General features: G+C 69.3%; 24 protein-coding genes. 18 read left to right on the plus strand and 6 right to left on the minus strand.

Annotated elements, in window-relative coordinates:
• Positions 1-13 precede the first annotated feature (13 nt).
• From trpE to polA, 11 genes are read left to right on the plus strand one after another with little or no spacing between them, the layout of a single operon-like run.
• Positions 14-1,408: an anthranilate synthase component I gene (trpE, locus tag M3M54_RS00995; RefSeq protein ID WP_249020329.1), complete on the plus strand. Its 1,395-nt coding sequence runs from the start codon at positions 14-16 to the stop codon at positions 1,406-1,408.
• A 6-nt stretch (positions 1,409-1,414) separates the two neighbouring features.
• The gene (locus M3M54_RS01000) at positions 1,415-1,990 is read left to right on the plus strand and encodes an aminodeoxychorismate/anthranilate synthase component II (RefSeq protein WP_249020330.1); all 576 of its coding nucleotides are present in this window, start codon (positions 1,415-1,417) and stop codon (positions 1,988-1,990) included.
• Positions 1,987-3,027: an anthranilate phosphoribosyltransferase gene (gene trpD / locus M3M54_RS01005; protein WP_249020331.1), complete on the plus strand. Its 1,041-nt coding sequence runs from the start codon at positions 1,987-1,989 to the stop codon at positions 3,025-3,027. The genes M3M54_RS01000 and trpD overlap by 4 nt, the downstream gene beginning before the upstream one ends.
• Positions 3,024-3,827, plus strand: coding sequence for an indole-3-glycerol phosphate synthase TrpC (gene trpC / locus M3M54_RS01010; protein WP_249020332.1), 804 nt, complete (start codon positions 3,024-3,026; stop codon positions 3,825-3,827). Before trpD ends, trpC begins: the two co-directional genes overlap by 4 nt.
• Complete coding sequence (locus M3M54_RS01015) at positions 3,824-4,468, plus strand: phosphoribosylanthranilate isomerase (protein WP_249020333.1); 645 nt, start codon at positions 3,824-3,826, stop codon at positions 4,466-4,468. The genes trpC and M3M54_RS01015 overlap by 4 nt, the downstream gene beginning before the upstream one ends.
• Positions 4,465-5,637 (plus strand): tryptophan synthase subunit beta, encoded by a 1,173-nt coding sequence (gene trpB, locus M3M54_RS01020; protein WP_249020334.1) that lies wholly within the window; start codon positions 4,465-4,467, stop codon positions 5,635-5,637. The genes M3M54_RS01015 and trpB overlap by 4 nt, the downstream gene beginning before the upstream one ends.
• Positions 5,634-6,440 carry a tryptophan synthase subunit alpha gene (trpA, locus tag M3M54_RS01025; protein WP_249020335.1) on the plus strand — a complete coding sequence of 269 codons (807 nt, stop codon included), beginning with the start codon at positions 5,634-5,636 and terminating at the stop codon, positions 6,438-6,440. The genes trpB and trpA overlap by 4 nt, the downstream gene beginning before the upstream one ends.
• Before the next feature lie 37 nt (positions 6,441-6,477).
• Positions 6,478-6,642, plus strand: coding sequence for a hypothetical protein (locus tag M3M54_RS01030; protein ID WP_249020336.1), 165 nt, complete (start codon positions 6,478-6,480; stop codon positions 6,640-6,642).
• Complete coding sequence (locus M3M54_RS01035; RefSeq protein ID WP_249020337.1) at positions 6,642-7,817, plus strand: hypothetical protein; 1,176 nt, start codon at positions 6,642-6,644, stop codon at positions 7,815-7,817. The genes M3M54_RS01030 and M3M54_RS01035 overlap by 1 nt, the downstream gene beginning before the upstream one ends.
• A 9-nt stretch (positions 7,818-7,826) precedes the next feature.
• Positions 7,827-9,206 carry a hypothetical protein gene (locus M3M54_RS01040; protein WP_249020338.1) on the plus strand — a complete coding sequence of 460 codons (1,380 nt, stop codon included), beginning with the start codon at positions 7,827-7,829 and terminating at the stop codon, positions 9,204-9,206.
• A 12-nt stretch (positions 9,207-9,218) separates the two neighbouring features.
• A complete protein-coding gene (gene polA, locus M3M54_RS01045) occupies positions 9,219-11,834 on the plus strand; it encodes a DNA polymerase I (RefSeq protein WP_249020339.1) in 2,616 nt (871 codons plus the stop codon).
• Here the strand turns inward: polA and M3M54_RS01050 are convergent.
• Complete coding sequence (locus tag M3M54_RS01050) at positions 11,768-12,967, minus strand: NAD(P)/FAD-dependent oxidoreductase (protein ID WP_249020340.1); 1,200 nt, start codon at positions 12,965-12,967, stop codon at positions 11,768-11,770. The genes polA and M3M54_RS01050 overlap by 67 nt on opposite strands.
• Positions 12,968-13,036: 69 nt before the next feature.
• Here M3M54_RS01050 and rpsA point away from each other — a divergent pair, with 69 nt between their 5' ends.
• Genes rpsA through M3M54_RS01065 form a run of 3 tightly spaced genes read left to right on the plus strand, consistent with a single transcriptional unit; the run spans position 13,037 to position 15,648 of the window.
• Complete coding sequence (gene rpsA / locus M3M54_RS01055; RefSeq protein ID WP_249020341.1) at positions 13,037-14,368, plus strand: 30S ribosomal protein S1; 1,332 nt, start codon at positions 13,037-13,039, stop codon at positions 14,366-14,368.
• Positions 14,369-14,422: 54 nt separating this feature from the next.
• Positions 14,423-15,043 carry a dephospho-CoA kinase gene (gene coaE / locus M3M54_RS01060; RefSeq protein ID WP_249020342.1) on the plus strand — a complete coding sequence of 207 codons (621 nt, stop codon included), beginning with the start codon at positions 14,423-14,425 and terminating at the stop codon, positions 15,041-15,043.
• Positions 15,028-15,648: a lytic transglycosylase domain-containing protein gene (locus M3M54_RS01065; protein WP_249020343.1), complete on the plus strand. Its 621-nt coding sequence runs from the start codon at positions 15,028-15,030 to the stop codon at positions 15,646-15,648. Before coaE ends, M3M54_RS01065 begins: the two co-directional genes overlap by 16 nt.
• Here M3M54_RS01065 and M3M54_RS01070 read toward each other — a convergent pair.
• Positions 15,636-16,904: an HNH endonuclease signature motif containing protein gene (locus tag M3M54_RS01070; protein ID WP_249020344.1), complete on the minus strand. Its 1,269-nt coding sequence runs from the start codon at positions 16,902-16,904 to the stop codon at positions 15,636-15,638. The two genes, M3M54_RS01065 and M3M54_RS01070, sit on opposite strands and share 13 nt — an antisense overlap.
• 180 nt (positions 16,905-17,084) lie before the next feature.
• Between M3M54_RS01070 and M3M54_RS01075 the strand changes: the two genes are divergently transcribed.
• The 4 genes from M3M54_RS01075 (at position 17,085) to M3M54_RS01090 (ending at position 23,431) form a co-directional block, all read left to right on the plus strand.
• Entirely contained in the window at positions 17,085-17,912 is an 828-nt protein-coding gene (locus tag M3M54_RS01075) for a serine hydrolase (RefSeq protein WP_249020345.1), read from the plus strand.
• 15 nt (positions 17,913-17,927) lie between these two features.
• A complete protein-coding gene (gene uvrB, locus M3M54_RS01080; RefSeq protein WP_249020346.1) occupies positions 17,928-19,922 on the plus strand; it encodes an excinuclease ABC subunit UvrB in 1,995 nt (664 codons plus the stop codon).
• A gap of 81 nt (positions 19,923-20,003) precedes the next feature.
• Positions 20,004-22,862, plus strand: a complete 2,859-nt coding sequence (gene uvrA / locus M3M54_RS01085; RefSeq protein ID WP_371878608.1) for an excinuclease ABC subunit UvrA — start codon at positions 20,004-20,006, stop codon at positions 22,860-22,862.
• The gene (locus tag M3M54_RS01090; RefSeq protein ID WP_249020348.1) at positions 22,859-23,431 is read left to right on the plus strand and encodes a DapH/DapD/GlmU-related protein; all 573 of its coding nucleotides are present in this window, start codon (positions 22,859-22,861) and stop codon (positions 23,429-23,431) included. The genes uvrA and M3M54_RS01090 overlap by 4 nt, the downstream gene beginning before the upstream one ends.
• Here the strand turns inward: M3M54_RS01090 and M3M54_RS01095 are convergent.
• From M3M54_RS01095 to M3M54_RS01110, 4 genes are read right to left on the minus strand one after another with little or no spacing between them, the layout of a single operon-like run.
• Positions 23,418-24,008: a DUF47 domain-containing protein gene (locus M3M54_RS01095; RefSeq protein ID WP_249020349.1), complete on the minus strand. Its 591-nt coding sequence runs from the start codon at positions 24,006-24,008 to the stop codon at positions 23,418-23,420. The genes M3M54_RS01090 and M3M54_RS01095 overlap by 14 nt on opposite strands.
• A 10-nt stretch (positions 24,009-24,018) precedes the next feature.
• On the minus strand, positions 24,019-24,867 hold the full coding sequence (gene panB, locus M3M54_RS01100; protein WP_249020350.1) for a 3-methyl-2-oxobutanoate hydroxymethyltransferase: 849 nt from the start codon (positions 24,865-24,867) through the stop codon (positions 24,019-24,021).
• A 13-nt stretch (positions 24,868-24,880) separates the two neighbouring features.
• Positions 24,881-25,723 carry a pantoate--beta-alanine ligase gene (gene panC / locus M3M54_RS01105; protein WP_249020351.1) on the minus strand — a complete coding sequence of 281 codons (843 nt, stop codon included), beginning with the start codon at positions 25,721-25,723 and terminating at the stop codon, positions 24,881-24,883.
• Positions 25,720-26,466 carry a Rossmann-like and DUF2520 domain-containing protein gene (locus tag M3M54_RS01110; RefSeq protein ID WP_249020352.1) on the minus strand — a complete coding sequence of 249 codons (747 nt, stop codon included), beginning with the start codon at positions 26,464-26,466 and terminating at the stop codon, positions 25,720-25,722. Before M3M54_RS01110 ends, panC begins: the two co-directional genes overlap by 4 nt.
• Positions 26,467-26,477 lie beyond the last annotated feature (11 nt).

Raw genomic sequence — 26,477 nt, forward strand, 5'->3', positions numbered from 1 at the left:
GCAGGCCGCTGCCATGGACGCCGCTGCACCACTGACCGAGACCTGGATCGAGGACACTGAGACGCCGGTGTCGGCGTTCCTCAAGCTGCGTGCCGCCGCGCCGGGCGAACCCGCCTTCCTGCTCGAGTCCGCCGAACAGGGCCGCGCCGGGCGCTTCAGCTTCATCGGCCACCGACCGCGGCAGGTGCTGCGCTGGTCGCTTGGCGATCCAGGCGATCCCTACGCTCTGGTCCAAGCCCAGCTTGACCGCGTCGCGACCCGCCAGCCGGAGGGGGTTGAGCTACCGTTCGGAGGCGGTGCCGTGGGCATGTTCGCCTACGACCTCGTGCGCACCGTCGAGCCGCTCGGCGAGCCGCGTCCGGATACGCTCGGGCTGCCGGACCTGGCGCTGATCTTCACCGACACCCTGCTTGCCTTCGACCACCTCAAGCACACCGTCACGGCCGTCGCACACCCTGGAGACGAGCCTGACACGGCGCGCGCGAAGGTCGCGGCGATCCGCGAGATCCTCGCGCGCCCGCTGCCACGGGCGGCGCCTGGACCAGATGCCAGCGACCGCACAGCGCCGGACTTCCGGTCGAACATGACGCGCGAGCACTTCGAGGCAAACGTCGCGCGGATCGTCGATTACATCCATGCGGGCGACGTCTTCCAGGTGGTGCCCTCGCAGCGCTGGTCGGCGCGCTCGCCGGTGAGCGGCTTCTCGATCTACCGCGGCCTGCGGGCCGTCAACCCGTCGCCGTACATGTACTACCTCGACTTTGGCGACTTCGAGCTGGCTGGCGCCAGCCCTGAGCCGCTGCTCACCGTCAGTGGCCGGCGGGTCAGCACCACCCCGATCGCCGGCACGCGCCCGCGCGGCGCAACCAGCGAGGAGGATGCGCGCTACGCGCGCGAGTTGCTCGCCGACCCCAAGGAACGCGCCGAGCACGTGATGCTCGTGGACCTCGGCCGCAACGACATCGGCCGCGTCTGTGAGTACGGCTCGGTCCACGTCGACGACCTGATGCTCGTTGAGCACTACAGCCACGTGATGCACATCGTCTCCAACGTCAGCGGCACGCTGCGCCCCGGTGTCCGCGCGTTGGATGCGCTGCGCGCCGTGCTGCCCGCCGGCACCCTGTCGGGTGCCCCGAAGGTCCGGGCGATGCAGATCATCGACGAGCTCGAGCCGGTCAAACGCGGCGGCTACGGTGGCGCGATCGGCTACGCGAGCTATGGCGGCGACCTTGACACCTGCATCCACATCCGCACCGCGGTGATCAAGGACGGGTGGGTCCATGTCCAGGCCGGAGGCGGTACCGTGGCCGACGCGAAGCCTGAGAATGAGTATGAGGAATCGGTGAACAAGTCAAAGGCTCTGATCAAGGCGATCGAGACCGCGCTCGCGCAGCCGGACTGGGAGTGAGCGTCGATGCGCATCCTCGTGATCGACAACTACGACAGCTTCACCTACAACCTCGTCCAATACCTCGGCGAGCTCAGGACGCCAGCGCATGAGATCGATGTGGTCCGCAACGATCAAGCGACCGTCACGGAGCTGCTTGAACGGGGTTACGACCGGCTCGTGGTTTCCCCGGGCCCGTGCACACCGGACGACGCCGGCATCAGCCTGGAAGCGCTCAGAAGCTTTCCCGCCGCGCGGATCCCGACGCTCGGCGTCTGTCTCGGCCACCAGGCGCTCGTGCAGACATGGGGCGGACGCGTCGTCCGCCACGCGCCGGTGCATGGCAAGACATCCCGGATCGAGCACGACGGGCGCACGATCTTCAGCGGGCTGCCACAGGACCTCGAGGTGGGCCGCTACCACTCGCTGGTGGTCGACCCGGCTCTGCCAGAGCTGATCGAGTGCAGCGCCACCGGCGACGGTGTGGTGATGGCCGTCCGCCACCGCGAGCTGCCGGCCGAGGGTGTGCAGTTTCACCCCGAGTCGGTGCTCACCGAGCACGGCCGCGAGCTGCTTGCCAACTTCGTGGATCAGACGCGATGAGCGAGCTTCTGACGCGAGCGATCGACCACCTGGCCGACGGGCAGGATCTCAGCGAGACCGACGCTGCCGAGGCGCTCGCCGAGATCATGGCGGGCGAGGCGACGGACATTGAGATCGCCGGCTTTCTGATCGCCCTGCGCGTAAAGGGGGAGACGGTCCCGGAGTTGGCCGGGCTGGCGCGCACGATGCGCGCCCTGGCGGCGTTCGTGCCGACCCGCGGCGAGGACCTGCTTGACACCGCCGGCACCGGCGGGGGGCGCACCACCTTCAACGTCTCGACCACTGCAGCGTTGATCGCCGCCGCCGCCGGCTGCACGGTGGCCAAGCACGGCAGCCGCTCGTCAACCGGGCTCTCCGGCTCCGCCGACGTGTTGGAGGCGCTGGGCGCGCGCATCGACCTGGATGCGCAGGCGGTGGGTCGCTGCATCGACGAGATCGGCTTCGGCTTCATGTTCGCCCCCTACCACCATCCCGCCAGCGCCCGTGTGGTGAAGGTCCGCAAGGAGCTCAAGGTCCGCACCACCTTCAACTTCCTCGGGCCGCTGACCAACCCCGCCGGCGCGCGGCGCCAGCTGCTCGGCGTCTCTGACATCGCCAAGCTCGACAAGCTGGCCGGGGCGCTGGCGCTGTTGGGCTCAGATCACGCGCTGCTGGTCTCCAGCGAGGATTCGCTGGACGAGCTCAGCATCTCCGCTCCCACGCGTGTAGTCGAGGTGCGCGAGGAACGGATCGATAACTACACGGTCATCCCAGAGGATGTCGGCCTGCCACGCCACCCGGCGGACGCCGTGCCCGGCGGTGACGCGCAGGCCAACGCCCAGACCGCCCGGCGGATCTTCGCAGGCGAGCCGGGGGCCGCCCGCGACCTGGCCGTCTTCAATGCGGGGGCGGCGATCTACGCAGGTGGTCGCGCTGAGAGCCTCGCCGAGGGTGTGGCGCTCGCGCAGCGCGCACTCGACTCCGGTGCCGCCGCCACCAAGCTCGAGGAGTTCGCGGCGCTCACCCAGGCGCTTGCGCCGGGAGCGCCCCAGCCGTGAACGTGCTCGAGCAGATCGTGACCGACACCCGCGCCGCGGTCGCCCGCCGCGCTGAGTCCGTGCCGCTGGCGGCGCTCGAGCAGGCCGGCGAGCAGCGGCGAGCCGGCCGTGGTCAGATCGACGCCATCCGGGACTTCGCCGGGGCCCTGCGGCGCCCCGGGATCTCGCTGATCGCCGAGCACAAGCGCAGCTCGCCGTCGGCGGGGGTGATCCGTGCCGACCTGCAGCTCGCCGACGTGGTGGGCGCCTACACGCGCGCCGGCGCGCGCGCACTGTCGGTGCTGACCGAGGAGTTGCGCTTCGGCGGCCGTCTCGCCGACCTCGCTGCGGCGCGGGCAGCCTCGCCGCTGCCCGTCCTGCGCAAGGACTTCATCGTCGACGCCTATCAGGTGCACGAGGCGCTGGCCGCCGGTGCCGACGCGATCCTGCTGATCGTCGCAGCGCTGCCGCTCGACCAGCTCGAGCGTCTGCACGCGCTCGCCGGCGCCCTCGGTCTGGCGGCGCTCGTTGAGGTTCACTCGCGCGCCGAGCTGGCCGTGGCCGGCGAGCTGGGCGCGGCGATCATCGGCATCAATAACCGCGACCTGACGACGCTCGAGGTGGATGTGCAGCGCACCATCGAGCTCGCGCCAGCCGTCCCCAAGGGTGCGCTGCTGGTGGCCGAGTCCGGCTTTCGCGAGCATGGCGAGCTTGAGCGACTCGAGCGGGCGGGGGTCGATGCGGTGCTGGTCGGCGAGGCTCTGATGCGCGCCGCCGACATTGAGGCTGCGACGCGAACCCTTCTAGGATCGGCTCAATGAGCGCCACCCGGATCAAGTTCTGCGGCATCACGCGCGCCTCCGACGCCGAGCTGGCGGTCTCCCTCGGCGCCTGGGCGGTGGGCCTGATCATGTGGCCCGGCTCGCCGCGCGCGGTCCCGCTGGACCGCGCTGCCGAGCTCGCCGCATCGCTCAAGCGCCGCTGCGAGGTGGTCGGCGTGTTCGTCGAACCGACGCTTGAGGAGCTGACGGCCGCCGCCGAGGCGGTGGAGTTCACGATCCTGCAGTTGCACGGCCGCGAGGGGCCGCGTTTCTGTGCAGAGGCGGCGCGACGTACAGGCTGCCGCGTGATCAAGGCTGCGCGTGTGCGCAGCGGCGCCGACATCCAGGCGCTCGCGGCCTACCGCACCGACTTTCACCTGCTGGACTCGCACCAACCGGGCGCGCCCGGCGGGACCGGCGAGGTCTTCAACTGGGGGCTCGTCGGCGGTCGGCGCAAGGTGCCGCTGATCTTGGCCGGCGGGCTGACGGCGGACAATGTCGCCGCCGCGATCGCGGCGGTGCGGCCGTTCGCGGTCGATGTCGCAAGCGGCGTCGAGTCTGCTCCGGGTCGCAAGGACCACGAGCTCATGCGCCGCTTTGCGGATGCGGTGGCCGCCACGGCAGCGCCGGAGGCCGCATGAGCTCAGGTATCGAGCACCGTTTCGGTCCCTACGGCGGCCAGTACGTCCCCGAGACGCTGATGCCGGCACTCGCCGAGCTCGAGCAGGCGTGGCTCGAGGCCCGTGACGACGAGCGCTTCCAGGCACGCCTGCGTGGCCTGCTGCAGGCTTACGTCGGGCGGCCCTCGCCGCTGTATCTGGCGGAGCGGCTCAGCGCGCAGGTTGGCCACCCGGTCTACCTGAAGCGTGAGGACCTCAACCACACCGGCGCGCACAAGATCAACAACGCGCTCGGGCAGGCGCTCCTGGCCCAGCGCATGGGCAAGCGGCGGATCGTCGCTGAGACCGGCGCCGGCCAGCACGGCGTCGCCACCGCCACCGCCTGCGCGCTGCTCGACCTCGAGTGCGTCGTGCACATGGGCACCGAGGACATCCGCCGCCAGCAGCCCAACGTGCAGCGCATGGAGCTGCTCGGCGCGACCGTGATGCCCGTGCAGGCGGGTGCGCGCACGCTCAAGGAGGCGGTCTCGGCCGCGATTCGTGACTGGGTCACCAACGTCACCGACACGCACTACATCCTCGGCACCGCCGCCGGCCCGGCGCCCTACCCGGCGATCGTCCGCGACCTGCAGCGCGTGATCGGCGACGAGGCGCGAGCACAGGTGTTCGAGCTCACCGGACGGTTGCCCGAGCGGGTGATCGCCTGCGTCGGCGGCGGCTCCAACGCGATCGGCATCTTCACACCCTTCGTGCCCGACACCGAGGTGAGGCTGATCGGCGTCGAGCCGGCGGGGGAGGGGATCGAAACCGGCCGGCATGGTGCGCCGCTGACCGTTGGTGGTCCCGGTGGCAGCGGCGGCATCCTGCACGGCTCCTACTCGGCGATCATGCAGGACGAGGACGGCCAGATCCTCGAGGCGCACTCGATTTCGGCCGGGCTCGACTACCCTGGCAGCGGCCCGGAGCACGCCTGGCTGCGCGACCAGGGGCGCGCAACCTACACCGCCATCACCGACCGTGAGGCGCTCGACGCGTTCGCGCGTGTGGCGCGCCTGGAGGGGATCATCCCAGCACTCGAGAGCGCGCACGCGCTCGCCTGGCTGTTCAACAATCCCGACAGCGAGCTTGACATCGTCTGTCTCTCCGGTCGTGGCGACAAGGATCTGGCGGAGGTGATCGCGAAGCTGTGAGCGGGGTCGCTGCCATGAGCGGTGCGGAGCGGATCGCCGCCGCCTTCGAGTCCGCGCGCGCTGAGGGCCGTCGCGCGGCCCTGATGCCGTACCTGATGGCCGGCTACCCGGACCTCGAGCGCTCGCGCGAGATCGCGCGCGACTATGTCGCCGGCGGCGCCGATCTGATCGAGCTCGGCATACCCTTCTCCGACCCGCTGGCCGACGGCCCGGTGATCCACGCCGCGGACGTGGCGGCGCTCGCGGCCGGGGCCAACGTCACCGACGCGCTGAGCGTCGTGCGCGCGGTGGATGAGCACGTGCCGGTCGTGGTCATGTGCTACGCGAACGTGATCCTCGCGCGCGGACTGGAGCGCTTCGCCGATCTGCTCGCCGAGGTCGGCGCCAGCGGCCTGATCGTGCCGGATCTGCCGCTCGAGGAGGCGCCGGCGATCCGCGAGCTGCTGGATGCCCGTGGCCTGGCGCTGGTGCCCCTGGTCGCCCCCACCACGCCCGACGAGCGCCTGACGCGGATCGGCGCCGCCGCCCGCGGGTTCGTCTACACCGTCTCGGTCACCGGGACGACGGGTGAGCGTGATGAAAGCGACGCCGGCCTGCCCGAGATCCTCGCGCGTGTGCGCGCCCACTCCGAGGTTCCGGTTGCGCTCGGCTTCGGAATCGGCACGCCCGCACAGGCGGCAGCCGCGGCCGCTGCCGGCGCCGACGGCGTGATCGTTGGCACGCGGCTGGTGCGAGCCGCCGGCGAGGCGCCTGGTGAGGTGCGCTCGCTGGTCGCAGAGTTCGCCGCAGCGCTGGCGGCTTGACGCCAGCGGCCGCCAACTCGGCTAGCATGGTGCGCCGATGGGACTCGTAGTCACCGCAACTTTCGGTCTGGTCGTCTGGATCGTGATCTGGGGCATGGGCACCGTGTCCGGTTTTGACGCGGCGATCATCGGCGTCGTCCTGGTGCTGGTCGTGACCGCGGTCCGCAACGTGCTGCCGTACCTCTCGCGGAAAGACCGCTAGTGCGCAGACGACCGCGGGCGCTTGCCGCTGCGGGCGCCGCCGGCTTGGCGGCGCTGGCCATCGCCGGTTGCGGCACCAGCTCGAGTTCCTCGTCCGCCAGCACGGCGGTCACCGTCACCGGTCGCACGCTCACGATCTTCGTCAGCGAGCCGCACGACATCGCCAGCAACCCCGCGGCGCTGGACGTGGTTGACGCCGAGAAGCTCGCGTTCGCCGCCGGCCACGGTCAGGTCCACGACTTCAAGCTCCAGCTCCAGACCGACTCAGCTGCGCAGCTCTCCGACAACGCCCGCGCGGCGATCATCGACCCGAGCACGATCGCCTACATGGGAGAGATCGAGCCCGGTACCTCGGATCAGACGGTCGGGATCACCAACGCGCTGGATGTTCTGCAGGTCAGCCCCACCGACAACGCCCTGGAGCTCAGCACCAGCACGCCGGCGGTGAGCGGCGGGCCCAAGAGCTTCTTCGAGTCGTGGAGCACCTACGGGCGCACGTTCGCGCGCCTGGTGCCGAGCGGCAGCGAGGAGGCGCGGGCCCAGGTCGCCGAGATGCGCGCGCTGGGCATCTCAAGCGTGTATGTCGCAAGTGACTCGAGCGACTACGGGCGCGCGCTGGCCGACGCTGTCGCCGCGGACGCGCATGGCGCGGGCATCACGGTCACGCACTCGCCGGCGGCTGCCGGGGCGATCTTCTATGCGGCGCAGACGCCTGCCACCGCCGCGCGCTACTTCAATCGCGTCGGCGCGCAGGCTCCGAGCGCCAAGCTCTTTGGGCCATCGTCACTGAACTTCGGCTCCTTCGCCTCCCTGCTCTCACCGACCGTGGCGCCGCGCGTCTACGTCTCGATCCCCGGCTACCTGCCCAAGGACCTGACCGCCGCCGGCCGGGCGTACCTGGCCGCCTTCCGCCTCGCCTACCACCACAGCCCGAACGTGGAGGCGATCTTCGGCTACGCGGCGATGAGCGCGCTGCTGCACGTGCTCGCGCGCGAGGGCGCCGCCGCCAACGACCGCACCGCCGATGTCAAGGAGTTCCTCGCCCAGCGCAACGCCTCCTCGCTGCTGGGCAGCTACTCGATTGACAGCGCCGGCAACAGCAACCTCAACGCCTTTGTGTTCGCCCGCGTGCGCGGCGGGCGACTGGTCCCGTTCGCGGCGGCGCCGCAGGGCTGAGCGACAGCCGTGGGACGCGCGGGGCTGCTGGCAATCTGCTGCGCTCTGTTGCTGGCCGCCTGCGGCTCCACTGCCCCGGCCCGCCGGGCGGCGCCGCCCAGGACCCCTCGCACAGCCGCCAAGCGTCACGTTCGCCAGACGCTCGTGATCTACTCAAGCCTTCCGCTCAGTGGCCCACAACGGCAGGCGTCTCTGCAGATCGAGCGCGGCATCGGGCTCGCGCTCGCGCGGGCCCACCACCGTGCCGGTCGCTTCCGCGTCGTCTATCGGGCGCTCTCTGACTCGTTGCGGCGTGTGACCACCACCGCCAGCGCGAGCACGACCGGACGCGGCCGCCTCACGGCGGCCAAGACCCGTCACTACGTGCCCGCAACCAACTGGCGGGCGACAGCCACGGTGGACAACGCCGTGGCCGCCGCACGCAACACCGAGACCGTTGCCTACATCGGTGAGCTCGACTCCGGCGCCACCGAGCTGTCGCTGCCGATCCTCAACCAGGCTGGCATCGTGCAGCTCACACCGGGCAGCGGCTACCCCGGGCTGACCGACAGGGTTGCCGGCGTCACCGCGGCTGGTGAACCTGGGCGGTTCTATCCCCACGGCGGCCCGACCCTGCTGAGGCTGATACCAGATGACGTTGTCGAGGCCGCCGCGATTGCGGATTTCCTCAAGCACGACACCGGCTGCACGCACCTGGCTGCGGCGGCCTTTGGCGGTGGCGTCAGCGCAGCGCCACTGGTGGCTGCCATCCAGCGGACCGCTCCCCTGTACGGACTAACGTTCGAGGCCACGGCAGCGCCCGGCACGGACGTCAAGAACTACTACAGCTACGCGGTCGCGCTGCGGGATCACGGCGTCAACTGCTTCGCGCTGACCGGGCGGGTCACGCGCAGCGCGGTCGCCTTCACCGAGGCGTTGAACGCGCAGCTGCCTGTGGGTTCCGCGATCTTTGGAACCAGTGGCCTCTGTAACAGGAGCTGGAGCGAGCAGGCCCGCGGAGGCGTTCCGCTCAAGGTTGCAAACGCGCTCTACTGCGCAACGCCGCTGCGTCCGGTCGACGACTACATCGGGGGCCGCAGCTTTGCGCGCATCTACCGCGCGGCCGAACACGCGAGCGCGACTGCCGACGGCTACTACGGCTATCTGGCCGGACGGCTCGTGCTAGCGGCGATCTCCGAGATCGGCGCGAGCACAGACAGCCGCCACGCGGTGCTCGAGAACCTGATCGGAAACCTGGCTTCGACCGCGCTTCAGACCTACGGCTTTGACAGCGCCGACGGCGAGATCTCCTCCACCTACTACGAGATCGACAAGGTCACCGACGGCGTGCCGGTTGCCTACCGCGCGATAGACCCGCCGTCGCTGCTCTCTGAGACCCCGGGCGGGTAGCCTCAGCCGCACATGACCCTATTGCTGATCGACGGCAACAGCCTCGCCTATCGCGCCTTCTTTGCGCTGCCCGAGTCGATCGCGACCTCCACCGGCATCCCCACAAACGCGATCTTCGGGCTGGCGTCAATGCTCGTGAAGGTGCTGACCGAATACGGCGAACGGCCCACGGTCGTGGTCTGGGATGGCGGCTACACCGGACGCAAGGAGCTCTACCCGCAGTACAAGGCACAGCGCTCCAGCCGCCCCGATCTGCTGAAGGAGCAGTGGCCGAACTTCGAGCCGCTGATCGAGGCGTTCGGCTACCACAACCTGCGGGTCGAGGGCTACGAGGCCGACGACGTGATCGCGTCGCTGGCCGCTCTGGCCAAGCACGCCGGGCCCGACGGCGGGCCACTGCCGGTGGTGATCCTGACCGGCGACCGCGATGCCTTCCAACTGGTCGACGAGACGACACGGATCATGGCCCCGGGGCGCGGGATCACCGACACGAAGCTCTACGACGAGCAGGCTGTGATCGACCGCTACGGCATTCCGCCGGCGCTCGTGCCCGACTTCATCGGCCTCAAGGGCGACACCTCCGACAACATTCCGGGCGTGCCCGGGATCGGCGACAAGACCGCCGCCGAGCTGCTGCAACGCTTCGGCACGCTCGAACAGGTGCTGGCATCGATCGACCAGATCTCAGGCACCAAGCGCAAGGAGAACCTGGTAGAGCACGCCGACGACGCACGCCTGTCAAAGCAGCTGGCAACCGCCAAGCGTGACATCCCGCTCGAGCTGGATCTGCACGAGCTGGCCGCCCGTGCGCCCGATCGCTCGCGTCTGCGCGAGACCTTCCGGCGGTTCGAGCTGCGCGACCCGCTGCGCCGCCTGGAGGAGGCTCTCGGCTCCCCCGATGCGGCCGCGCCCGCATCGTCGTCCACGGCCGCCGCGGCCGCTGCTGCGGCGGCCGTGCCCAGCCGCGCAGTCGCCGTGGACGAGATCGCGCAGCTGGCGGCGGACGCCCGCGTCGCGCTGGCGCTGCGAGCCCCCGAGGTGCCGGAGGGAGCGCTGTTCGGGCAGGAGCGCGAGTGGCGCTTCGGTCTGGCCGTCAGCGGGCCAGCGGGCCCGCTGACGGAGGTGCTGGCAGGGGCCTGTGGCGATCCCGCCGAGGTGGTCGCTGCGCTCGGCGCCCATCCGGTCAGCGCCCACGACGCCAAGTCGCTGGGGACGGTTCCGGCGCGGCTGGCTCACGACACCGAGATCGCCGCCTACCTGCTCGAGCCGGCTCGCCGCGGTTACCCGTTGCGCGAGCTCGTGGAGGAGCGCGGGCTGGCCGCGCCGGCAGAGCTTGAGCCGGCCGCGGCCGACGCGGTGTTGCTCGATGAGCTCGCGGGCTGGCAGCGCGAGCAGCTCGCGCAGCGGGGCCTGACCGAGCTGATGGACGATGTCGAGCTGCCGCTGGTCCGCATCCTGCGCGAGATGGAGCTCGCCGGGCTGAAGCTCGACACCGAGCGGCTCGCGGCGATCGCGGCCAAGGTCAGGGCGGAGGCGCAGGCCACCGAGCAGGAGATCTTCGAGCTGGCCGGGGAGGAGTTCACGCTCGCCTCGCCGCGGCAGCTGGAGGAGATCCTTTTCGGCAAGCTCGGGCTCTCGCGTAAGCGCCGCGGCAAGACCGGCTACAGCACGGATGCGCGCGTGCTGCAGGCGATCCGTGACGAGCACCCGATCGTCGCAAGGATCGAGCGTTGGCGCGAGCTGACAAAGCTGAGTGCCACCTACCTGGAGGCGCTCCCGCAGCTGATCGCGGCCGATGGCCGTGTCCACACAACCTTCAACCAGACGGCGGCGGCGACCGGCAGGCTCTCCTCCAACAGCCCGAACCTGCAGAACATCCCGATCCGCACGCCGCTTGGCCGCGAGATCCGCGCCTGCTTCGTGGCCGAGCCCGGCAACCTGCTGGTCAGCGCCGACTACTCGCAGGTTGAGCTGCGGCTGCTGGCGCAGATCGCCGGCGAGGACGTGCTCAAGGAGATCTTCCGCCGCGGCGCGGACGTCCACACCGCCACCGCGATGCGCGTCTTCGGCGTCGAGGCCGACCAGATCGACTCCGGCATGCGCTCGAAGGCGAAGATGATCAACTACGGGATCGTCTACGGGCTCTCGGCCTACGGGATGGCCGACCGCCTGGACATCCCGCAGAGCGAGGCCGACGAGTTCATCCAGCGCTACCTGGACGGCTTCCCGGCGGTCAAGCGTTTCATCGAGCAGACGATCGCGCAGGGCACCGAGCAGGGTTACGTCTCCACCCTGTTCGGGCGCCGGCGCCAGGTGCCGGAGCTGCGCTCCCGCCGCTATGAGATGCGCAAGCAGGGCGAGCGCTTCGCCGTCAACATGGTGATCCAGGGCACCGCGGCGGACATCATGAAGGTGGCGATGGTGCGAGCCCACGCGGCGCTCAGCACCGCCGGGCTGCGCTCGCGGCTGATCCTGCAAATCCACGACGAGCTGCTGTTCGAGGGCCCCGCCGCCGAGGCCGAGCAGGTGCGCGCGCTCGCGATTGACGCGATGGAGGGTGCCTACGCGATGGATCCGCCGCTGGCCGTCGAGGCGGGCATCGGGGGCGACTGGCTGGCGGCCAAGTGAGCGCCGGCCCGCGCCCTGTCGCCGTGGGCTGACACGTAGTCGGGGTGGGCGATCGCCAGGTAGTGGCTGAAGGACCAGTCCACGAAGCGTTTCACGCTCATGCCGGTGAGCGCCGGTCCCAGCACCCTCGGTGGCACCCTTGGGATCAGCCGCTGGACACGCAGCATCCACTCGTACTGCCAGCGGTGCGCCGCGCTGAAGGCGCCGTAGCGGGCCAGCGCCGCCGCCCTGCTCTGGCGCCCGGCGACGACGTCGGCGAGCTCGCGACCGCAGGCGATGCCGAAATAGAACGCGGTCCGGATCCCCTCGGCGGTCAGCGGCAGGCAGTGGCCCGCCGAATCACCCACGAAGAAGATGCCGCCCTCGGTCGCCTCGCGGATGCGGTGCGGGATCCAGTTGCCCTGATAGCCGCTCGGGTCGCGTTCGAGGTCACGGGCGAGTGCGACGGTGGGGTCCTTGACGTGAAAGCGGGGGTCGAACGAGCCGACGCCGATGCGCAGCTCGTCGCCTGCCGGGAAGCTCCAGCCGTAGCCGGCGGGCACGTAGCGGCGGTCGATCCAGATCTCCAGCTCCTCGCCGCGGCCGTGGGGATGCACCTCCAGACCGCGTGATAGGTAGGCGTCGGGTGGTTGGATCGGCGCGCCCCGACCGAGCACGCGGCGCCAGCCGAGCGCGTCCACGACCAGCGGCGCGCGGATCTCACCACGGTCGGTTTTGACCACGTGCATGGCCTCGGAGTTCGCTGGCGGCGGTCCCTCCACCTTGGCGGTCTCGAACTCGAAGCTGCCCTGCTGGGCAAGTAGCGCGCAGAGCTCGCGGTAGTCGAAGGTGGAGAAGCTCCACGGGAGCTGGTAACGCGCCGTTGCGTGGGGCGAGTGGATCACTAGCTCGCCGAACTCCTGCCGGTGCGAGCCCATCAGCTCGAGCGCCTGAAGCCACCCCGTCGGGATGCCGCAGGCCGATGTCTGGCGCTCGCCGATCTCGTAGCGGTCAACCACGAGCACATGCGCGCCGGTGCCCGCCAGCTCGCGCGCGACCGCCAGGCCGGCGAAGCTTGCGCCGCAGATCAGCACGTCACAGTCGCGCTCCAGCCGCGTGCGTTCGGTCCCTCGCTTGGTCGCTCTTATGGGCACAGGGCGGGATGATAAAAGCCCTGATGGCAGTCCGGCGCGGGCCGCCTGCGGCTACACTCAAGTGTCCACATGTCAACGCTTACAGCCCCCAACCCCACCGAACAGGCGGACGTCAAGGTCGTGCCAGGTTCCAACGGCCTGCTGCTCGAGATCGACGGCAAGATCGTCCCCAACTACGACGCCACCATTCACCCCTTCTCCGAAGGGGATGTCGTCACCGGCCACGTCGTCCGTATCGACAACGACGAGGTCCTGGTCGACATCGGCTACAAGTCCGAGGGCGTCATCCCCTCAAACGAGCTTTCGATTCGCAAATCCGTCGATCCCAGCTCGGAGGTCTCGCTCGGTGAGGAGGTCGATGCGCTGGTCCTGACCAAGGAGGATCAGGATGGCCGGCTGATCCTCTCCAAGAAGCGCGCCCGCTTCGAGAAGGCGTGGCGCCGGATCGAGGCCGCCGCGCAATCCGGCGAGCCGGTCGAGGGCACCGTGATCGAGGTCGTCAAGGGCGGGTTGATCATCGACCTCGGCGTGCGCGGCTTCCTGCCCGCCTCGCTGGTCGACATCCGCCGGGTGCCGAACCTCGACGAGTACATGGGCACCGCGATCGAGTGCAAGGTGATCGAGCTCAACCGTTCGCGCAACAACGTCGTGCTCTCGCGTCGTGCGGTACTCGAGGAGCAGCGTAAGGAGGATCGCGAGCGTATCCTCGACCGCCTGCAGCCGGGCCAGGTCGTGGAGGGTGTGATCTCCAACATTGTCGAGTTCGGAGCATTCGTCGACCTTGACGGCATCGACGGGCTGATCCACATTTCGGAGCTCTCCTGGTCGCATGTCAACCACCCCTCGGAGATCCTCAACATCGGCGACACGGTGTCGGTGAAGGTGCTCGACATCGACCGTCAGCGCCAGCGCATCTCACTGGGCCTGAAGCAGACCCAGGAGGATCCGTGGCAGCGTGTCGTGGACACCTACAACATCGGCGACGAGCTCGAGGGGACCGTCACGAAGGTCGTCACCTTCGGCGCCTTCGTGGAGATACTCGACGGCGTCGAGGGTCTCGTGCACATCTCCGAGCTGGCTCAGCACCACGTGGAGAACCCGCGTGAGATCATCCAGCCGGGCGATCCGGTTCGGGTGAAGATCCTCGAGATCGACTCCGAACGCCGTCGGCTTTCGCTGTCGATCAAACGTGTGGAGGGCCAGGTCCTCCCGGTGCGCCCGATCGTCGCTCCCGGCGCCGACGAGATCGATCAGGAGCCGATCGACGCGTCCGAGTTCGAGCAGATGCCCGAGCTCGGCCTGTCCGAGGAAGTGTTTGCCGACGAGCCCGAGGCCGCCGAGCCCGAGGCCGCTGAGGCCGACGAGCCTGAGGCCGCTGAGGCCGACGAGCCCGAGGCTTAGGTCCGGCCCACGAGCGGCAGATCCGGAGTTCGCGAGGGCGGTACGGTCAGCGCCGTGCCGCCCTTTGTTGGTCTCACAGGCGGCCTAGCCGCCGGCAAGTCGACCGCTCTGCAGATCCTTGCACGGCTCGGCGCCGCCACGATCTCCACCGATGCCGTCGTCCACGAGCTCTACGGCTCCTCGACCGTCCGCGACGCCGTGGTCGCACGGTTCGGCCCGGGGGTCGCGCCCGACGGCGTCGTTGACCGTTCGGCGCTCGCACAGCGCGTGTTTGCGGCGGACGCGGGCGGTGCGGGTGGCGACCGGGAGTGGCTCGAGCAGCTGCTGTGGCCGCTGGTGCGCCAGCGCGTGGACGAGTGGCGCGCGGCCACGCTGGCTGGCGGTGCCTCGCCGCCCGCGGCGCTCGTGGTTGAGGTGCCGCTCCTGTTCGAGTCCGGCAGCGAAGGGATGTATGACGCGACCATCGCCGTTGTGGCCGATGAGCGGCTGCGCGGGTCGCGCGCCCACGACCGTGACGATCGCGCGCTCACGCAGCGAGAGCGCCGCCAGCTCTCCCAGGAGGACAAGGCGTCGCGTGCGACATACGTGGTGGTGAACGACGGCGACCTCGCCGAACTCGAGGTCAAACTGTCGGCGATCCTTGTCATGCTGAAGGAGCGATGGTCGCAACGCTGAGACCTGTCAGCCGCCGGCGCCGAATCTGGCGGCGGCGAGTGCTGGCGCTCGTCGCTCTGATCGGTGTGCCTGCCCTTGTGATCGCCGCCTGGCCGCTGGCCACGCGCGTGATCGAGCACTTCGAGCTGCCGCTGCGCTACGCGCCGATCATCCGCCAGCAGGCGGCTGCCAAGCACCTCGACCCCGCGCTGGTCGCCGCGGTCATCTACGCGGAGACGCGCTTTCGCCCGCGCCCGTCTCCGACTGGCGCCGAGGGGCTGATGCAGATCGAGCCCGCCACCGCCAGATTCCTCGCCCGCCGCTCCGGCGGTCACCACTTCCAGCTCGCTGACCTTGACGCGCCAGCGGTCAACATCGCCTACGGCACCTACTACCTGCGCTACCTGCTGAACGCCTATTCCGGCAGCACGGTGCTCGCGCTCGCTGCCTACAACGGCGGCGAGACCAACGTGGATGACTGGCTGTCAGCCGCACGCGCCGCCCACCGTCGTTTCCTCACCCGCGACATCCCGCTCTCCCAGACCCGCGCCTACGTGAGCGAGGTGCTCTCCGAGCAACGCGCCTACCGCCGCCGCTACGCTGACCAGCTCGGCTACAGCGGCTGATCCTCCCGCCACATCAGCCAGCCAACGGCCATCTCGTAATCGAGCCCGTCGCCAGCCGACAGCGGTCGGCAGCTTTCGGGCCCGATCGCCTCGGCTCCCAGCACCGCCTGCATCTCAGTCAACTTCGGTGCCGCGCAGACGCTTGCGATCAGCCGCCCGTCCGGTCCGCGGAACTCCGGCTCGTCGCCTGCCCGCCCCGTCACCGCGTAGCCGCCCTCGTGCACCAGCCGATGGTGGTGCGAGCAGAGCGCCAGCAGGTTGTCGATTTCCGTCGCTCCGCCTCGCGCCCAGTGCTCGATGTGGTGAGCGTGCAGGTACCGAGTGTGCGTGCACCCCGGGAAGCGGCACCCTTGATCGCGGCTGCGCAGCGCTCGCCGCAGCGCCGGCGGGATCGCGCGCGTTCTGCGACCCACCGAAAGCGGCTTGCCGTCCTGCTCGATGATCGCCACCACCGCCGCGTCGCACCCCAGGCGCCGCACCGTCTCCGGCGCCAGCACCGGCCCACCCTCGATCTCGGCCTGCTGCACGATCTCCTCCGCTGTGAGCGTCTGTGCGTCGACATGCACGACGAGCTCGACGTCCTGGCCCCCACCGGTTGCCAGGCCCACCAGCGCCTGGGCCCTAACAGCGGGGGTACCGAGCTCCTGTGTGTCGGCCGGAACCGACTCCGCGGCCCGCTCCAGCGCACGCATCAACGCCGCCCCGTCCTCGGGTGCGAGCCGCCCCTGTACGACCAGCATGCCGTCGTCATCCCAGTGCAGGTACAGGGCCTGCCGTTCGTTGATCGCCTTCGCCTGCTCGCACGAGGCGCGCAACGCCTGGCCGTACTTCCCGCAGAGCTTCTCCAGTTGCGCACCCGTGGCATGCTTGGCCAGCTCGACCAGCTCGGCTTCGGTTTTCTCACTTGCCACGCGTGTGAGCGCGCGCACCTTGCTGTAGGACAGCTCGCCAGCGGCAAAGGCCGCCTGCACCAGCGGCAGGCAACCCAGCATGCGCGCAACGCGCACGTGGTCGCGTGCGGCGCCGATGCCTATCCCGCAGCGCCATGAGAGCCATTCCGCGCACGAGTTCATACCCCACGCGGCCCAGCCCTCGCGCGCGTCGAACTCGGCGACCAGCAGCAACCACCGGCACGTCTCCGACGCCAGGCGCGCGGCCAGCACACAGATCTCGTACTCGAGCACCTCCAGCGACGTCTGCACGCTCGTGCGCGTGTCCGCGCCGCTCGCGCCACGCCCCAACCCATCAACCCTCATCGAACACATGTTCGTATCATGGCACCGCCACCGGACGGAACGCGGCCTCGCCTGCGACATCTGTCCGGTGGGGATCGCCAGTTTTCAACGCCCCGACCGAGATAGTTGATGGCGCAACCACAACTCCGCGGAGTTTTTACAGGCCCGACTCTCCGGCCGGCGTTCGTCGATACTTCGGCGGTGGACGCACTGGATGTGGTGGCTGCCCTTGGCCTACGCGGGTCGTGGTATGCGGCGCCAGTTGGCGGCGGCACGGGGATCGGGCTCGCGGAGCATGCGCTGGTCAGCCCTGCGTCGGTCATGAAGGTTCAGGTTGCGTTGGCTGTTGAGACGCTGGTGGCGACCGGTCGACTCGACGGCTCTGAGCGCAGAGTCATGCTCCCGGCTGGCCGCACACCGGGCCCGACGGGCATCTCCTTGATGCTGGATGAGGTGACGATGTCGGTGCGCGACCTGGTTCTCGGGATGCTGACCATCAGCGACAACGCAGCCACCGATGAGTTGATCGGGCTCGTTGGACTCGAGCAGCTCAACTGGCTTCTGACTCAGTTCGGCATGGAACGCACGGTCATCAGTAGTGACCTTCGGCAGATGCTCGAGCAGATCGCGACCGACGCAGGGTTTGCCACATACGCGGCGTTGGTCGAACATGACCCCACTGTGAACGGGCCGCCATCGGCAGATGAGATCAGGCATCGGGTCGCACAGGCCACCGCACTGGATCCCACTCGCGCAACACGCACCACGGCGGCCGAGATGGTTGCGCTGCTGCAGGCGATCTGGTCCGACGCGGCGGCGCCCGCGCAGGCGTGCCGCCGCGTTCGTGAGGCGATGGGTCGCCAGTTGGCCATGACCAGGATCGCCTCTGGGTTCGACCACACTGTGCAGGTAGCGGTCTTCACCCGCAAGGATCCGGGCAGCGTCGCGCAACCAGGAGCGATAGACGCCGCGATCGGACGGATCGCACGCTCCCTGGTCGACGAGTTGCGCTCCCGCGACGGCGGCTAGCATCACGATCTAGCAATGCCCGGCTTCGAGCTCGACTCCGTCTTCAGTCCCACGGCCGACCAGCCGCAGGCGATCAGCGCGCTGGCCGAGGGGATCGAGCGGGGCGAGCGGATGATGACGCTGCTCGGTGCGACCGGCACCGGCAAGACGATGACCATGGCGGCGACGATCGCGGCGGTCGACCGCCCGGCGCTCGTGATCGCCCACAACAAGACCCTGGCCGCGCAGCTGTGCAACGAGTTCCGCACGTTCTTCCCACGCAACGCGGTCGAGTACTTCGTCTCCTACTACGACTACTACCAGCCCGAGGCCTACGTCCCCAGCAAGGACCTCTACATCGAGAAGGACTCGGCGATCAACCAGGAGATAGACCGGCTCAGGCACGCCGCCACCGCCGCCCTGTTCGCGCGCCGGGACGTGCTGATCGTCGCGTCGGTGTCGAGCATCTACGGGCTCGGTAGCCCCGAGGTCTATGACGAGAACCTGCAGACCCTGGTAAAGGGCTCGATGATCGACCGCGACGCCCTGCTCAGAAAGCTCGTCTCGATCCAGTACAGCCGCAACGACACGGCGCTCGCTCGCGGCACCTTCAGGGTGCGGGGCGAGACGCTCGAGATCTGGCCCGCCTACGCCGAGACCGCCTACCGGATCAGCATGTTCGGTGATGAGGTGGAGCATCTGCAGCACTTCGACCCGGTGACCGGCGAGCTGCTCGAGGACGACATCGAGCACGTCGCGATCTGGCCCGCCTCGCACTACAACGTCAGGGAGGGCCAGATCGAGGACGCGGTCGCGCAGATCGGCGCCGAGCTGAACGAGCGCTGCGCCGAGCTCGAGGCCCAGGGCAAGCTGCTCGAGGCCCATCGCCTCAGGCAGCGCACCCAGTACGACATGGAGATGCTGCGCGAGATGGGCTTCTGCAGCGGCATCGAGAACTACAGCCGCATCCTCGATGGCCGCAAGCCCGGCGAGCGCCCCTACTGCCTGCTCGACTACTTCCCCGACGACTTCGTCTGCTTCATCGACGAGTCCCATCAGACGGTGCCGCAGATCGGCGGCATGTACGAGGGTGACCGCAGCCGCAAGCAGACGCTCGTGGACTACGGCTTCCGGCTTCCGTCGGCGCTCGACAACCGCCCCCAGACCTTTCAGGAGTTCCTCTCGATCACCCCGCAGATCGTCTTCGTCTCAGCCACGCCCGGCGAGTACGAGCGCACCCATTCAAAGCTGGTGGTGGAGCAGATCGTGCGTCCCACCGGGATCGTCGACCCGGAGATCGAGGTCCGCGAGACCACCAACCAGATAGACGACCTGATGAACGAGATCCGCGTGCGCGTGCAGCGCGACGAGCGCACGCTGGTCACAACCCTGACCAAGAAGATGTCCGAGGACCTCACCGGCTATCTGCTCGAGATGGGCTTCAAGGTCCGCTACCTGCACTCGGAGATCGACACGCTCGAGCGCATCCAGATCATCCGCGAGCTGCGCCTCGGCGACTTCGACGTGCTCGTCGGCGTCAACCTGCTGCGTGAGGGTCTCGACCTGCCGGAGGTGAGCCTGGTGGCGATCCTCGACGCCGACAAGGAGGGCTTCCTACGGGGCGCGACGAGCCTGATCCAGACGATCGGCCGCGCCGCCCGCAACGTCGATGGCAAGGTGCTGATGTACGCCGACAAGCAGTCGGCGGCGATGAGCGCCGCGATCGAGGAGACCGACCGCCGCCGCGCGATTCAGGTCGCCTACAACGAGCGCAATGGGATCACGCCCGAGACGATCACCAAGGGCATCTCCGACATTGCCGAGTTCCTGCAGTCCGAGGCCAAGGTGCCGAAGTCCCGCCGGCGCCGCCAACGCGAGGAGCTCGCAAAGCTTCAGCCCGCCGAGATCGAGCGCAAGATCGTCGAACTCGAGGAGGAGATGCTGGCCGCCGCCGAGGACCTGCGCTTCGAGTACGCGGCCAGGCTGCGGGACGAGATCCGCGACCTCAAGCGCGAGCTGCAGCGAGCCTAGAGTCCTGCCGCCGCCGGCCCGCTGGCCGGCGGCGTCGCTGAAGCGGCAGCGGCCGCCGGGGGAACGTCTGTTCGCTCGCATATGATCCAAGCTGTGGATCAGCTGATTGTCACCGGCGCGCGCGAGCACAACCTCAAGGACATCTCGGTGGCGATCCCACGGGACTCGCTGACGGTGATCACCGGGCTTTCCGGGTCTGGCAAGTCCTCGCTCGCCTTCGACACGATCTACGCCGAGGGGCAGCGTCGCTACGTGGAGTCGCTGTCGGCGTACGCGCGGCAGTTCCTGGGTCAGATGGACAAACCCGACGTGGACTCGATCGAGGGGCTCTCGCCGGCGATCTCGATCGACCAGAAGACGACCTCACGCAACCCGCGCTCGACGGTCGGCACCGTGACCGAGATCTACGACTACCTGCGGCTGCTGTGGGCGCGGGTTGGCAAGCCGCACTGCCACATCTGCGGCCGGCCGATCGCCGGCCAGTCCGCCGAGCAGATCATCGACCAGGTGATGGAGCTGCCGGAGGGCACGCGCTTTCAGGTGATGGCGCCACTCGTCCGGGGTCGCAAGGGGGAGTACGGCAGACAGCTCGAGGAGCTGCGCGCCGAGGGCTTCACGCGCGCCAAGATAGACGGCGAGCTGCGGCGGCTCGACGAGGAGATCTCACTCGACAAGAAGTTCAAGCACGACATCTCGATCGTCGTCGACCGGCTGGTGATGAAGGATGATCTGCGCAAGCGTCTGGCTGACTCGGTCGAGACAGCGGTCGCGCTGGCCGGTGGTCTGGTCGAGGTCGAACAGGTTGACTCGGGCGAGATCACGCTCTACAGCGAGAAGTTCGCCTGCCCCGAGCACGGGCCCAGCCTGGTGGAGCTCGAGCCCAGGATCTTCAGTTTCAACTCTCCGCACGGCGCCTGCCCGCGCTGTACGGGTCTGGGCTCGCAGATGGAGATCGACCCGGAGTTGGTGGTTCCGGACGCCTCGCTGTCGATTGCGCAGGGCGCGATCGCGCCCTGGGCGGCGAGCGCCTCTGAGTACTACGAGCAGCTGACGCAGGCGCTCTGCGAGCGCTACGACATAGACCCCGAGACGCCCTGGGCAGAGCTGCCGGTGGAGCAGCGCGAGTTCTTTCTCTACGGCACCGGTGGCGAGCGCTTTCAGGTCGCCTACCGCAACCGTTTCGGCCGCCGGCGCAATTATTCGACGGCGTTTGAGGGGATCGTGCGCGGCCTGGAGCGCCGCTACCGCGAGACCGAGTCGGAGCTCGTGAAGGAGAAGATCGAGGAGTACATGACGTTGCGGCCGTGTCCCGAGTGTGGCGGGGCGCGCCTGCGACCCGAGTCACGCGCGGTGCTGGTGGCCGGCATGGCGATCAACGAGCTCACCGCACTGTCGGCCCGGCGGGCGCTCGCCTGGGTGAGGGAGCTGGAGCTCACCGAGCACGACCGGCGCATCGCTCACCTGATCCTGCGCGAGATCGAGGAGCGGCTGAGCTTCCTCGAGAACGTCGGCGTCGGCTACCTCAGCATGGAGCGGGCAGCGGCCACGTTGTCCGGTGGGGAGGCACAGCGAATCCGGCTGGCGACGCAGATCGGCTCCTCGCTGGTGGGGGTGCTCTACATCCTCGACGAGCCTTCGATCGGCCTGCACCAGCGCGACAACCACAGGCTGATCGCGACATTGGAGCGGCTCCGCGACCTCGGCAACACGGTGCTGGTGGTGGAGCACGACGAGGACACGATGCGCGCCGCCGACCACCTGCTCGACATCGGACCGGGGGCGGGCGAGTACGGCGGGCACGTGGTCGCGCAGGGGACCGCCGAGGAGGTCGCGCGGGTGGCGGATTCGCTCACGGGGCAGTTCCTTTCGGGCGAGCGCTACATCGAGGTTCCCAAACGCCGCCGGCGGCCGAGTGGCTACATCGAGGTCCGCGGAGCGTCCGCCAACAACCTCAAGGAGATCGACGTGAAGATCCCGCTCGGGGTCCTCTGCAGCGTCACCGGGGTGTCGGGTTCGGGCAAGTCGACGCTCGTCAACGAGGTGCTTTACAAGGCGGTCGCCAACCGGCTGGGGTCGGCGCGCGTGCGCGCCGGCGCGCACCGCTCGATCAGCGGCCTCGAGCAGCTCGACAAGATCATCTCGGTGGACCAGTCGCCGATCGGGCGCACGCCGCGCTCGAACCCGGCCACCTACATCGGGCTCTTCGATCAGATCCGCGACCTGTTCGCGCGCACACCGGAGGCGCGCGCACGTGGCTACAAGCCGGGCCGCTTCTCGTTCAACGTGAAGGGCGGACGCTGCGAAGTCTGCAAGGGCGACGGCCAGATCAAGATCGAGATGCACTTCCTGCCCGACGTCTACGTCCCCTGCGAGCAGTGCCATGGGAGACGCTACAACCGTGAGACGCTGGAGGTGCGCTTCAAGGGCAAGACGATCGCCGACGTGCTCGAGATGCCGATCGCCGAGGCGCTGGAGTTCTTCGCGCACATCCCCAAGATCAGGCGCCGGGTGCAGACCCTGGTCGATGTGGGTCTTGGCTACATGCGGCTCGGGCAGCCGGCGACCACCCTCTCCGGGGGTGAGGCGCAACGCGTGAAGCTCGCCGCGGAGCTTGCCAAAGTGGCGACCGGCCGCACGATCTACATCCTCGACGAGCCGACCACGGGGCTTCATTTCGCCGACATCCAGCGGCTTTTGGAGGTTCTGCAGCGGCTTGTGGACGCCGGCAACTCGGTGGTTGTGATCGAGCACAATCTCGACGTGATCAAGGTTTCAGACAGGCTGATCGATCTCGGCCCGGAAGGCGGGGATGAGGGCGGTCGGCTGATCGGCGCCGGAACACCGGAGCAGCTTGCGTTGGTGGCCGGCTCTTACACGGGGCGCTTCCTCGCGCCTCTGCTGGGCTCCCGGGGCGGGGCGCCGGCGGTGGTCGGGGTGTGAAGCCCGCCGACGCGCGTCTGTGGTTACAGCGGTGGCGCTGGTACGAGCGCCACGCGCTGCCGTGGAACCGGTTGGCGGTCAACTACGAACTGGCCAGGCGGCGCGCCTACGCGCGCTGGCCACTGCACGGCGAGGTGCTCGAGGCGCTGCGCGACGGTCGCCTGGAGCTGGGTGAGCACGTGCTGCTGGAGCCGCACGTCTGGATCACGATGCCGGCGCCGGCGCGCGTGCGGATCGGCTCCGGCAGCATGCTCAACCTCGGCGTCATGGTGGCGGCGCTCGAGCTGGTGGAGATCGGCGAGCACTGCATGTTCGCCAACGGCTGCGTGGTCACCGACGCCAACCACCGCTTCGACGACCGCGAGCGGCCGGTGCCCTGGCAGGGGTTCACGAGCAAGGGGCCGACGCGCATCGGTGACAACGTCTGGTGCGGCGCGCACGTGGTCATCACCAGCGGCGTGACCGTAGGCGAGCGCTGCGTGATCGGCGCCAACTCGGTGGTGACCGAAGACATCCCGCCCTTCTCGGTTGCGGCGGGCGCGCCGGCGCGGGTCATCAGGAGTTTTTGATGACGATCGCCTCGAGGATGTGAGCGACGCGCTCGGTCGCGTCGATCGCGTTCTCCAGGCGCTCGAACAGGTCCTTCCAGCGGATCACGACCATCGGGTCGATGCCGCCGTGAAACAGCGACGCGATTGCCTCGCGGCTGATACGATCACCCTCGTTCTCGAGGCGGTTGATCTCCACCGTCTGGGTGGATATGTCCGCGAATCCGGGCAGTCGCGCCATCGCGTCTGCGATCTGTACGGCGGCCTGGTGCAGGACGGCCGCCAGCTGGACGGCCTGCTCCATCGGCGCCTCGATGCGGTAGAGGCCCAGATAGTCCGCCACCTCGTCGACGTAGTCGGTGATGTCGTCGAGCGCTGACGCCAGGCCCAGCACGTCCTGGCTGTCGATCGGTGCCTCTCCGGTCTGGTTGAGCCGGTAGAGGATCTCGTGTGTGATTCGGTCGCCTTCGTGCTCGCGGTCGCGGATCTCCTTGGCGAGCCCCCGCGTGTCCGGGTAGTCGTCGAGCAGCTGCTCGAGCAGCGCAGCGCTGGCCAGGACGTTGCGGCTGGCCTCGTCGAACAGCTGAAAATAGTTCACCCGGTGGATCTTATGGCCTGCCAAGCGCGGTGCGAAACTCGGCCAGCTCGCTGGGGTCGATCGTGTAGCAGTGCTCAGCTGCCGGATAGCGCCGCTCCCGCACGTCGTCGGCATACGCGGCGAGCGCCGTGATCATCTCGGGTCCGAGATTCGCGTAGCTCCGCACGAAGCGGGCTCCGGTCCCCTCGCGGATTCCGAGCAGGTCGTGGAGCACGAGCACCTGGCCCGCGGTCGCTGGTCCCGCGCCGATCCCGATCGTCGGGATGGTGAGCAGGCGCACGAGCTCCTCGGTTACAGCGGCGGGTATCGCCTCGAGCACGATCGCAAAGCAGCCGGCCTCCTGGAGCGCCAGTGCCTCCTGAGCGATCCGCGTTGCGGCGGCGCCGCTGCGGCCCTGGGCGCGGTTGCCGCCCAGCGCAGTGGCGCTCTGGGGTGTGAGTCCCACGTGGCCCATCACCAGTATCCCCGCCTGCACGATCGCCCGCGCACGCGCAACCGACGTCGCGTTGCCGCGCTCGAGCTTGACCGCCTGTGCGCCCGCCTCTCTGACGAACCGCGCCGCGGTCAAAACCGCCTGTTCGTCCGAGGCCTCGTAGGAGCCGAACGGCAGGTCGGCGATCAGAAACGGGTCGTGCAGACCCCGCCGCACGGCTGCCGTCAACATCAGCATCTCCTCGGTGCTGACACCGACAGTTGACGGGTAGCCGAGCACCATCTCGGCGCCGGAGTCGCCGACCAGCACCAGGTCGACGCCGGCCGCCTCCGCCGCGCGGGCGCCGGGAAAGTCGTAGGCGGTGACCATCACGAGCGGCTCGCCGCGCTCGTACTTCTCGTGCAGTGCAGGCAATGTGACTTGCATGGTCCTTTCCTCCTCAAACGAGCAGCTGGTTGTCGATCAGGCGCACCGACCCCACGCGAGCCGCGACCAGCGCGAGCGTCGGACCGTCCACCGAGCTGACGGCGGCGAACGTGGATGGGTCGACGAGCGCCAGGTAGTCGGGGTCGAGCGAGGCCTGCGCGAGCGCGGCGGCGGCGGCGGCGAGGATCGTCGTGGCGCTGCGTTCGCCGCCGCTGACCAGCTCCTGGGCGGCGTTCAGCGCGCCGTACAGCGCGACCGCACGCTGTCGCTCCGAGGGGTCGAGCAGCGCGTTGCGACTGGACATCGCGAGGCCGTCTGACTCTCTCACGGTCGGGCACGCGACGATCTCCAGCGGTAGGTTGAGATCACGCACGAGCTGGCGGACAACCGAAACCTGCTGAGCGTCCTTCTGCCCGAAGTAGGCGACGTCCGGGGCGACGATCGTGAACAGCTTCGTGACTATGGTGGCCACGCCGTCGAAGTGCCCGGGGCCGCGTTGCGTGCCCTCCAGCCCGCTGGCGACCCCACCGACATGCACGGTTGTGGCGAAGCCCTGCGGGTACATCTCAGCCGCCGTGGGCGCGAACAGGAGGTCGACGTTCTCCTCCGCGGCGATCATCGCGTCGCGCCGCTCGTCGCGCGGGTACGTGTCGAGGTCCGACTGTTCGTTGAACTGGGCCGGGTTGACGAACAGCGAGACCACAACCAGGCCGCACTCGTCCCGGGCCCGGCGCATCAGCGAACGGTGCCCGTCATGGAAAGCGCCCATCGTTGGCACCAGTCCGACCCGACGACCTTCGCGCCGCGGCTGGGCCAGCGCGCTACGCAGCTCGGCGACCGTGTGCAGTGTCCTCACGTGAGCTCCCCAGTCGCGGCGACGAGCGCGTCGAAGAGCTCCAGCAGGTCAGGAGCGCGTGCCGAGATTGTCGCGCGTTGCCGCGCGACAATCTCGGCATCGCCACGGGCCACCGGCCCGGTCAGGGCCCGCTTCGGACCGAGCGCCAGCCAGTTCTCGACCGTCTGGCGCACGAGCGGCGCGAGCATCTCGCGGCTCAGGCCGGCGCTTGCCCCGAGCCGTTCGGCCGCGGCCTCGAGCGTGACCAGGAAGTTGGAGGCGATGCAGGCGGCGGCGTGGTAGGCGACGCGGTCCTCGCGCGCGATCCGCACAGGGCTTATCGCCAGGGCGCGGGCCAGTTCCTCAGCGAGCGCCAGCGCGCGGTCGCTGCTGGCGTCGAGCGCCGCCGTGACGCCTCGCAGACTGCCTCCGGGCAGACCGGCTTCTTGGCCGGTGAAGGTCATCAGCGGGTGCAGCGAGAAGCACTCGCGAGGGGCGAGCGGCTCGAGACCCAGGGCGCCGGAGCAGTGCCCGGCGATCACGCCTGGGGCGAGCGCAGCAGCGGCCGCCGCAATCTCGCGGTCGGGCACGCACAACAGCGCAACCTCGCAGCCCGCGGCGTCGGCACCCCGGCCCAACGGCCCAACCGCTTCCAGGGTTGGATTAGCGGCTGCGCGCAGGGCGGAGATCAGGGCGCAGCCGAGCCGGCCGGCGCCCACGATCGCGATCCGGCGCCCGCTGCCGGTGGTTTCTGTGGCTGGCATCTCTCCTGGTC

The organism is Conexibacter sp. S30A1 (assembly GCF_023330665.1).
In the GTDB taxonomy this organism is placed as follows: domain Bacteria; phylum Actinomycetota; class Thermoleophilia; order Solirubrobacterales; family Solirubrobacteraceae; genus Palsa-465.

Bases quoted from the DNA above. Each gene is read 5' to 3' on its own strand.
- M3M54_RS01015 (WP_249020333.1), top strand. From the start codon at position 3,824: ATGAGCGCCACCCGGATCAAGTTCTGCGGCATCACGCGCGCCTCCGAC.
- M3M54_RS01000 (WP_249020330.1), top strand. From the start codon at position 1,415: ATGCGCATCCTCGTGATCGACAACTACGACAGCTTCACCTACAACCTC.
- rpsA (WP_249020341.1), top strand. From the start codon at position 13,037: ATGTCAACGCTTACAGCCCCCAACCCCACCGAACAGGCGGACGTCAAG.
- uvrA (WP_371878608.1), top strand. From the start codon at position 20,004: ATGATCCAAGCTGTGGATCAGCTGATTGTCACCGGCGCGCGCGAGCAC.
- M3M54_RS01065 (WP_249020343.1), top strand. From the start codon at position 15,028: ATGGTCGCAACGCTGAGACCTGTCAGCCGCCGGCGCCGAATCTGGCGG.
- M3M54_RS01070 (WP_249020344.1), bottom strand. From the start codon at position 16,904: ATGAGGGTTGATGGGTTGGGGCGTGGCGCGAGCGGCGCGGACACGCGC.
- polA (WP_249020339.1), top strand. From the start codon at position 9,219: ATGACCCTATTGCTGATCGACGGCAACAGCCTCGCCTATCGCGCCTTC.
- trpE (WP_249020329.1), top strand. From the start codon at position 14: ATGGACGCCGCTGCACCACTGACCGAGACCTGGATCGAGGACACTGAG.
- uvrB (WP_249020346.1), top strand. From the start codon at position 17,928: ATGCCCGGCTTCGAGCTCGACTCCGTCTTCAGTCCCACGGCCGACCAG.
- trpB (WP_249020334.1), top strand. From the start codon at position 4,465: ATGAGCTCAGGTATCGAGCACCGTTTCGGTCCCTACGGCGGCCAGTAC.
- trpD (WP_249020331.1), top strand. From the start codon at position 1,987: ATGAGCGAGCTTCTGACGCGAGCGATCGACCACCTGGCCGACGGGCAG.
- panB (WP_249020350.1), bottom strand. From the start codon at position 24,867: ATGCAAGTCACATTGCCTGCACTGCACGAGAAGTACGAGCGCGGCGAG.
- M3M54_RS01030 (WP_249020336.1), top strand. From the start codon at position 6,478: ATGGGACTCGTAGTCACCGCAACTTTCGGTCTGGTCGTCTGGATCGTG.
- M3M54_RS01110 (WP_249020352.1), bottom strand. From the start codon at position 26,466: ATGCCAGCCACAGAAACCACCGGCAGCGGGCGCCGGATCGCGATCGTG.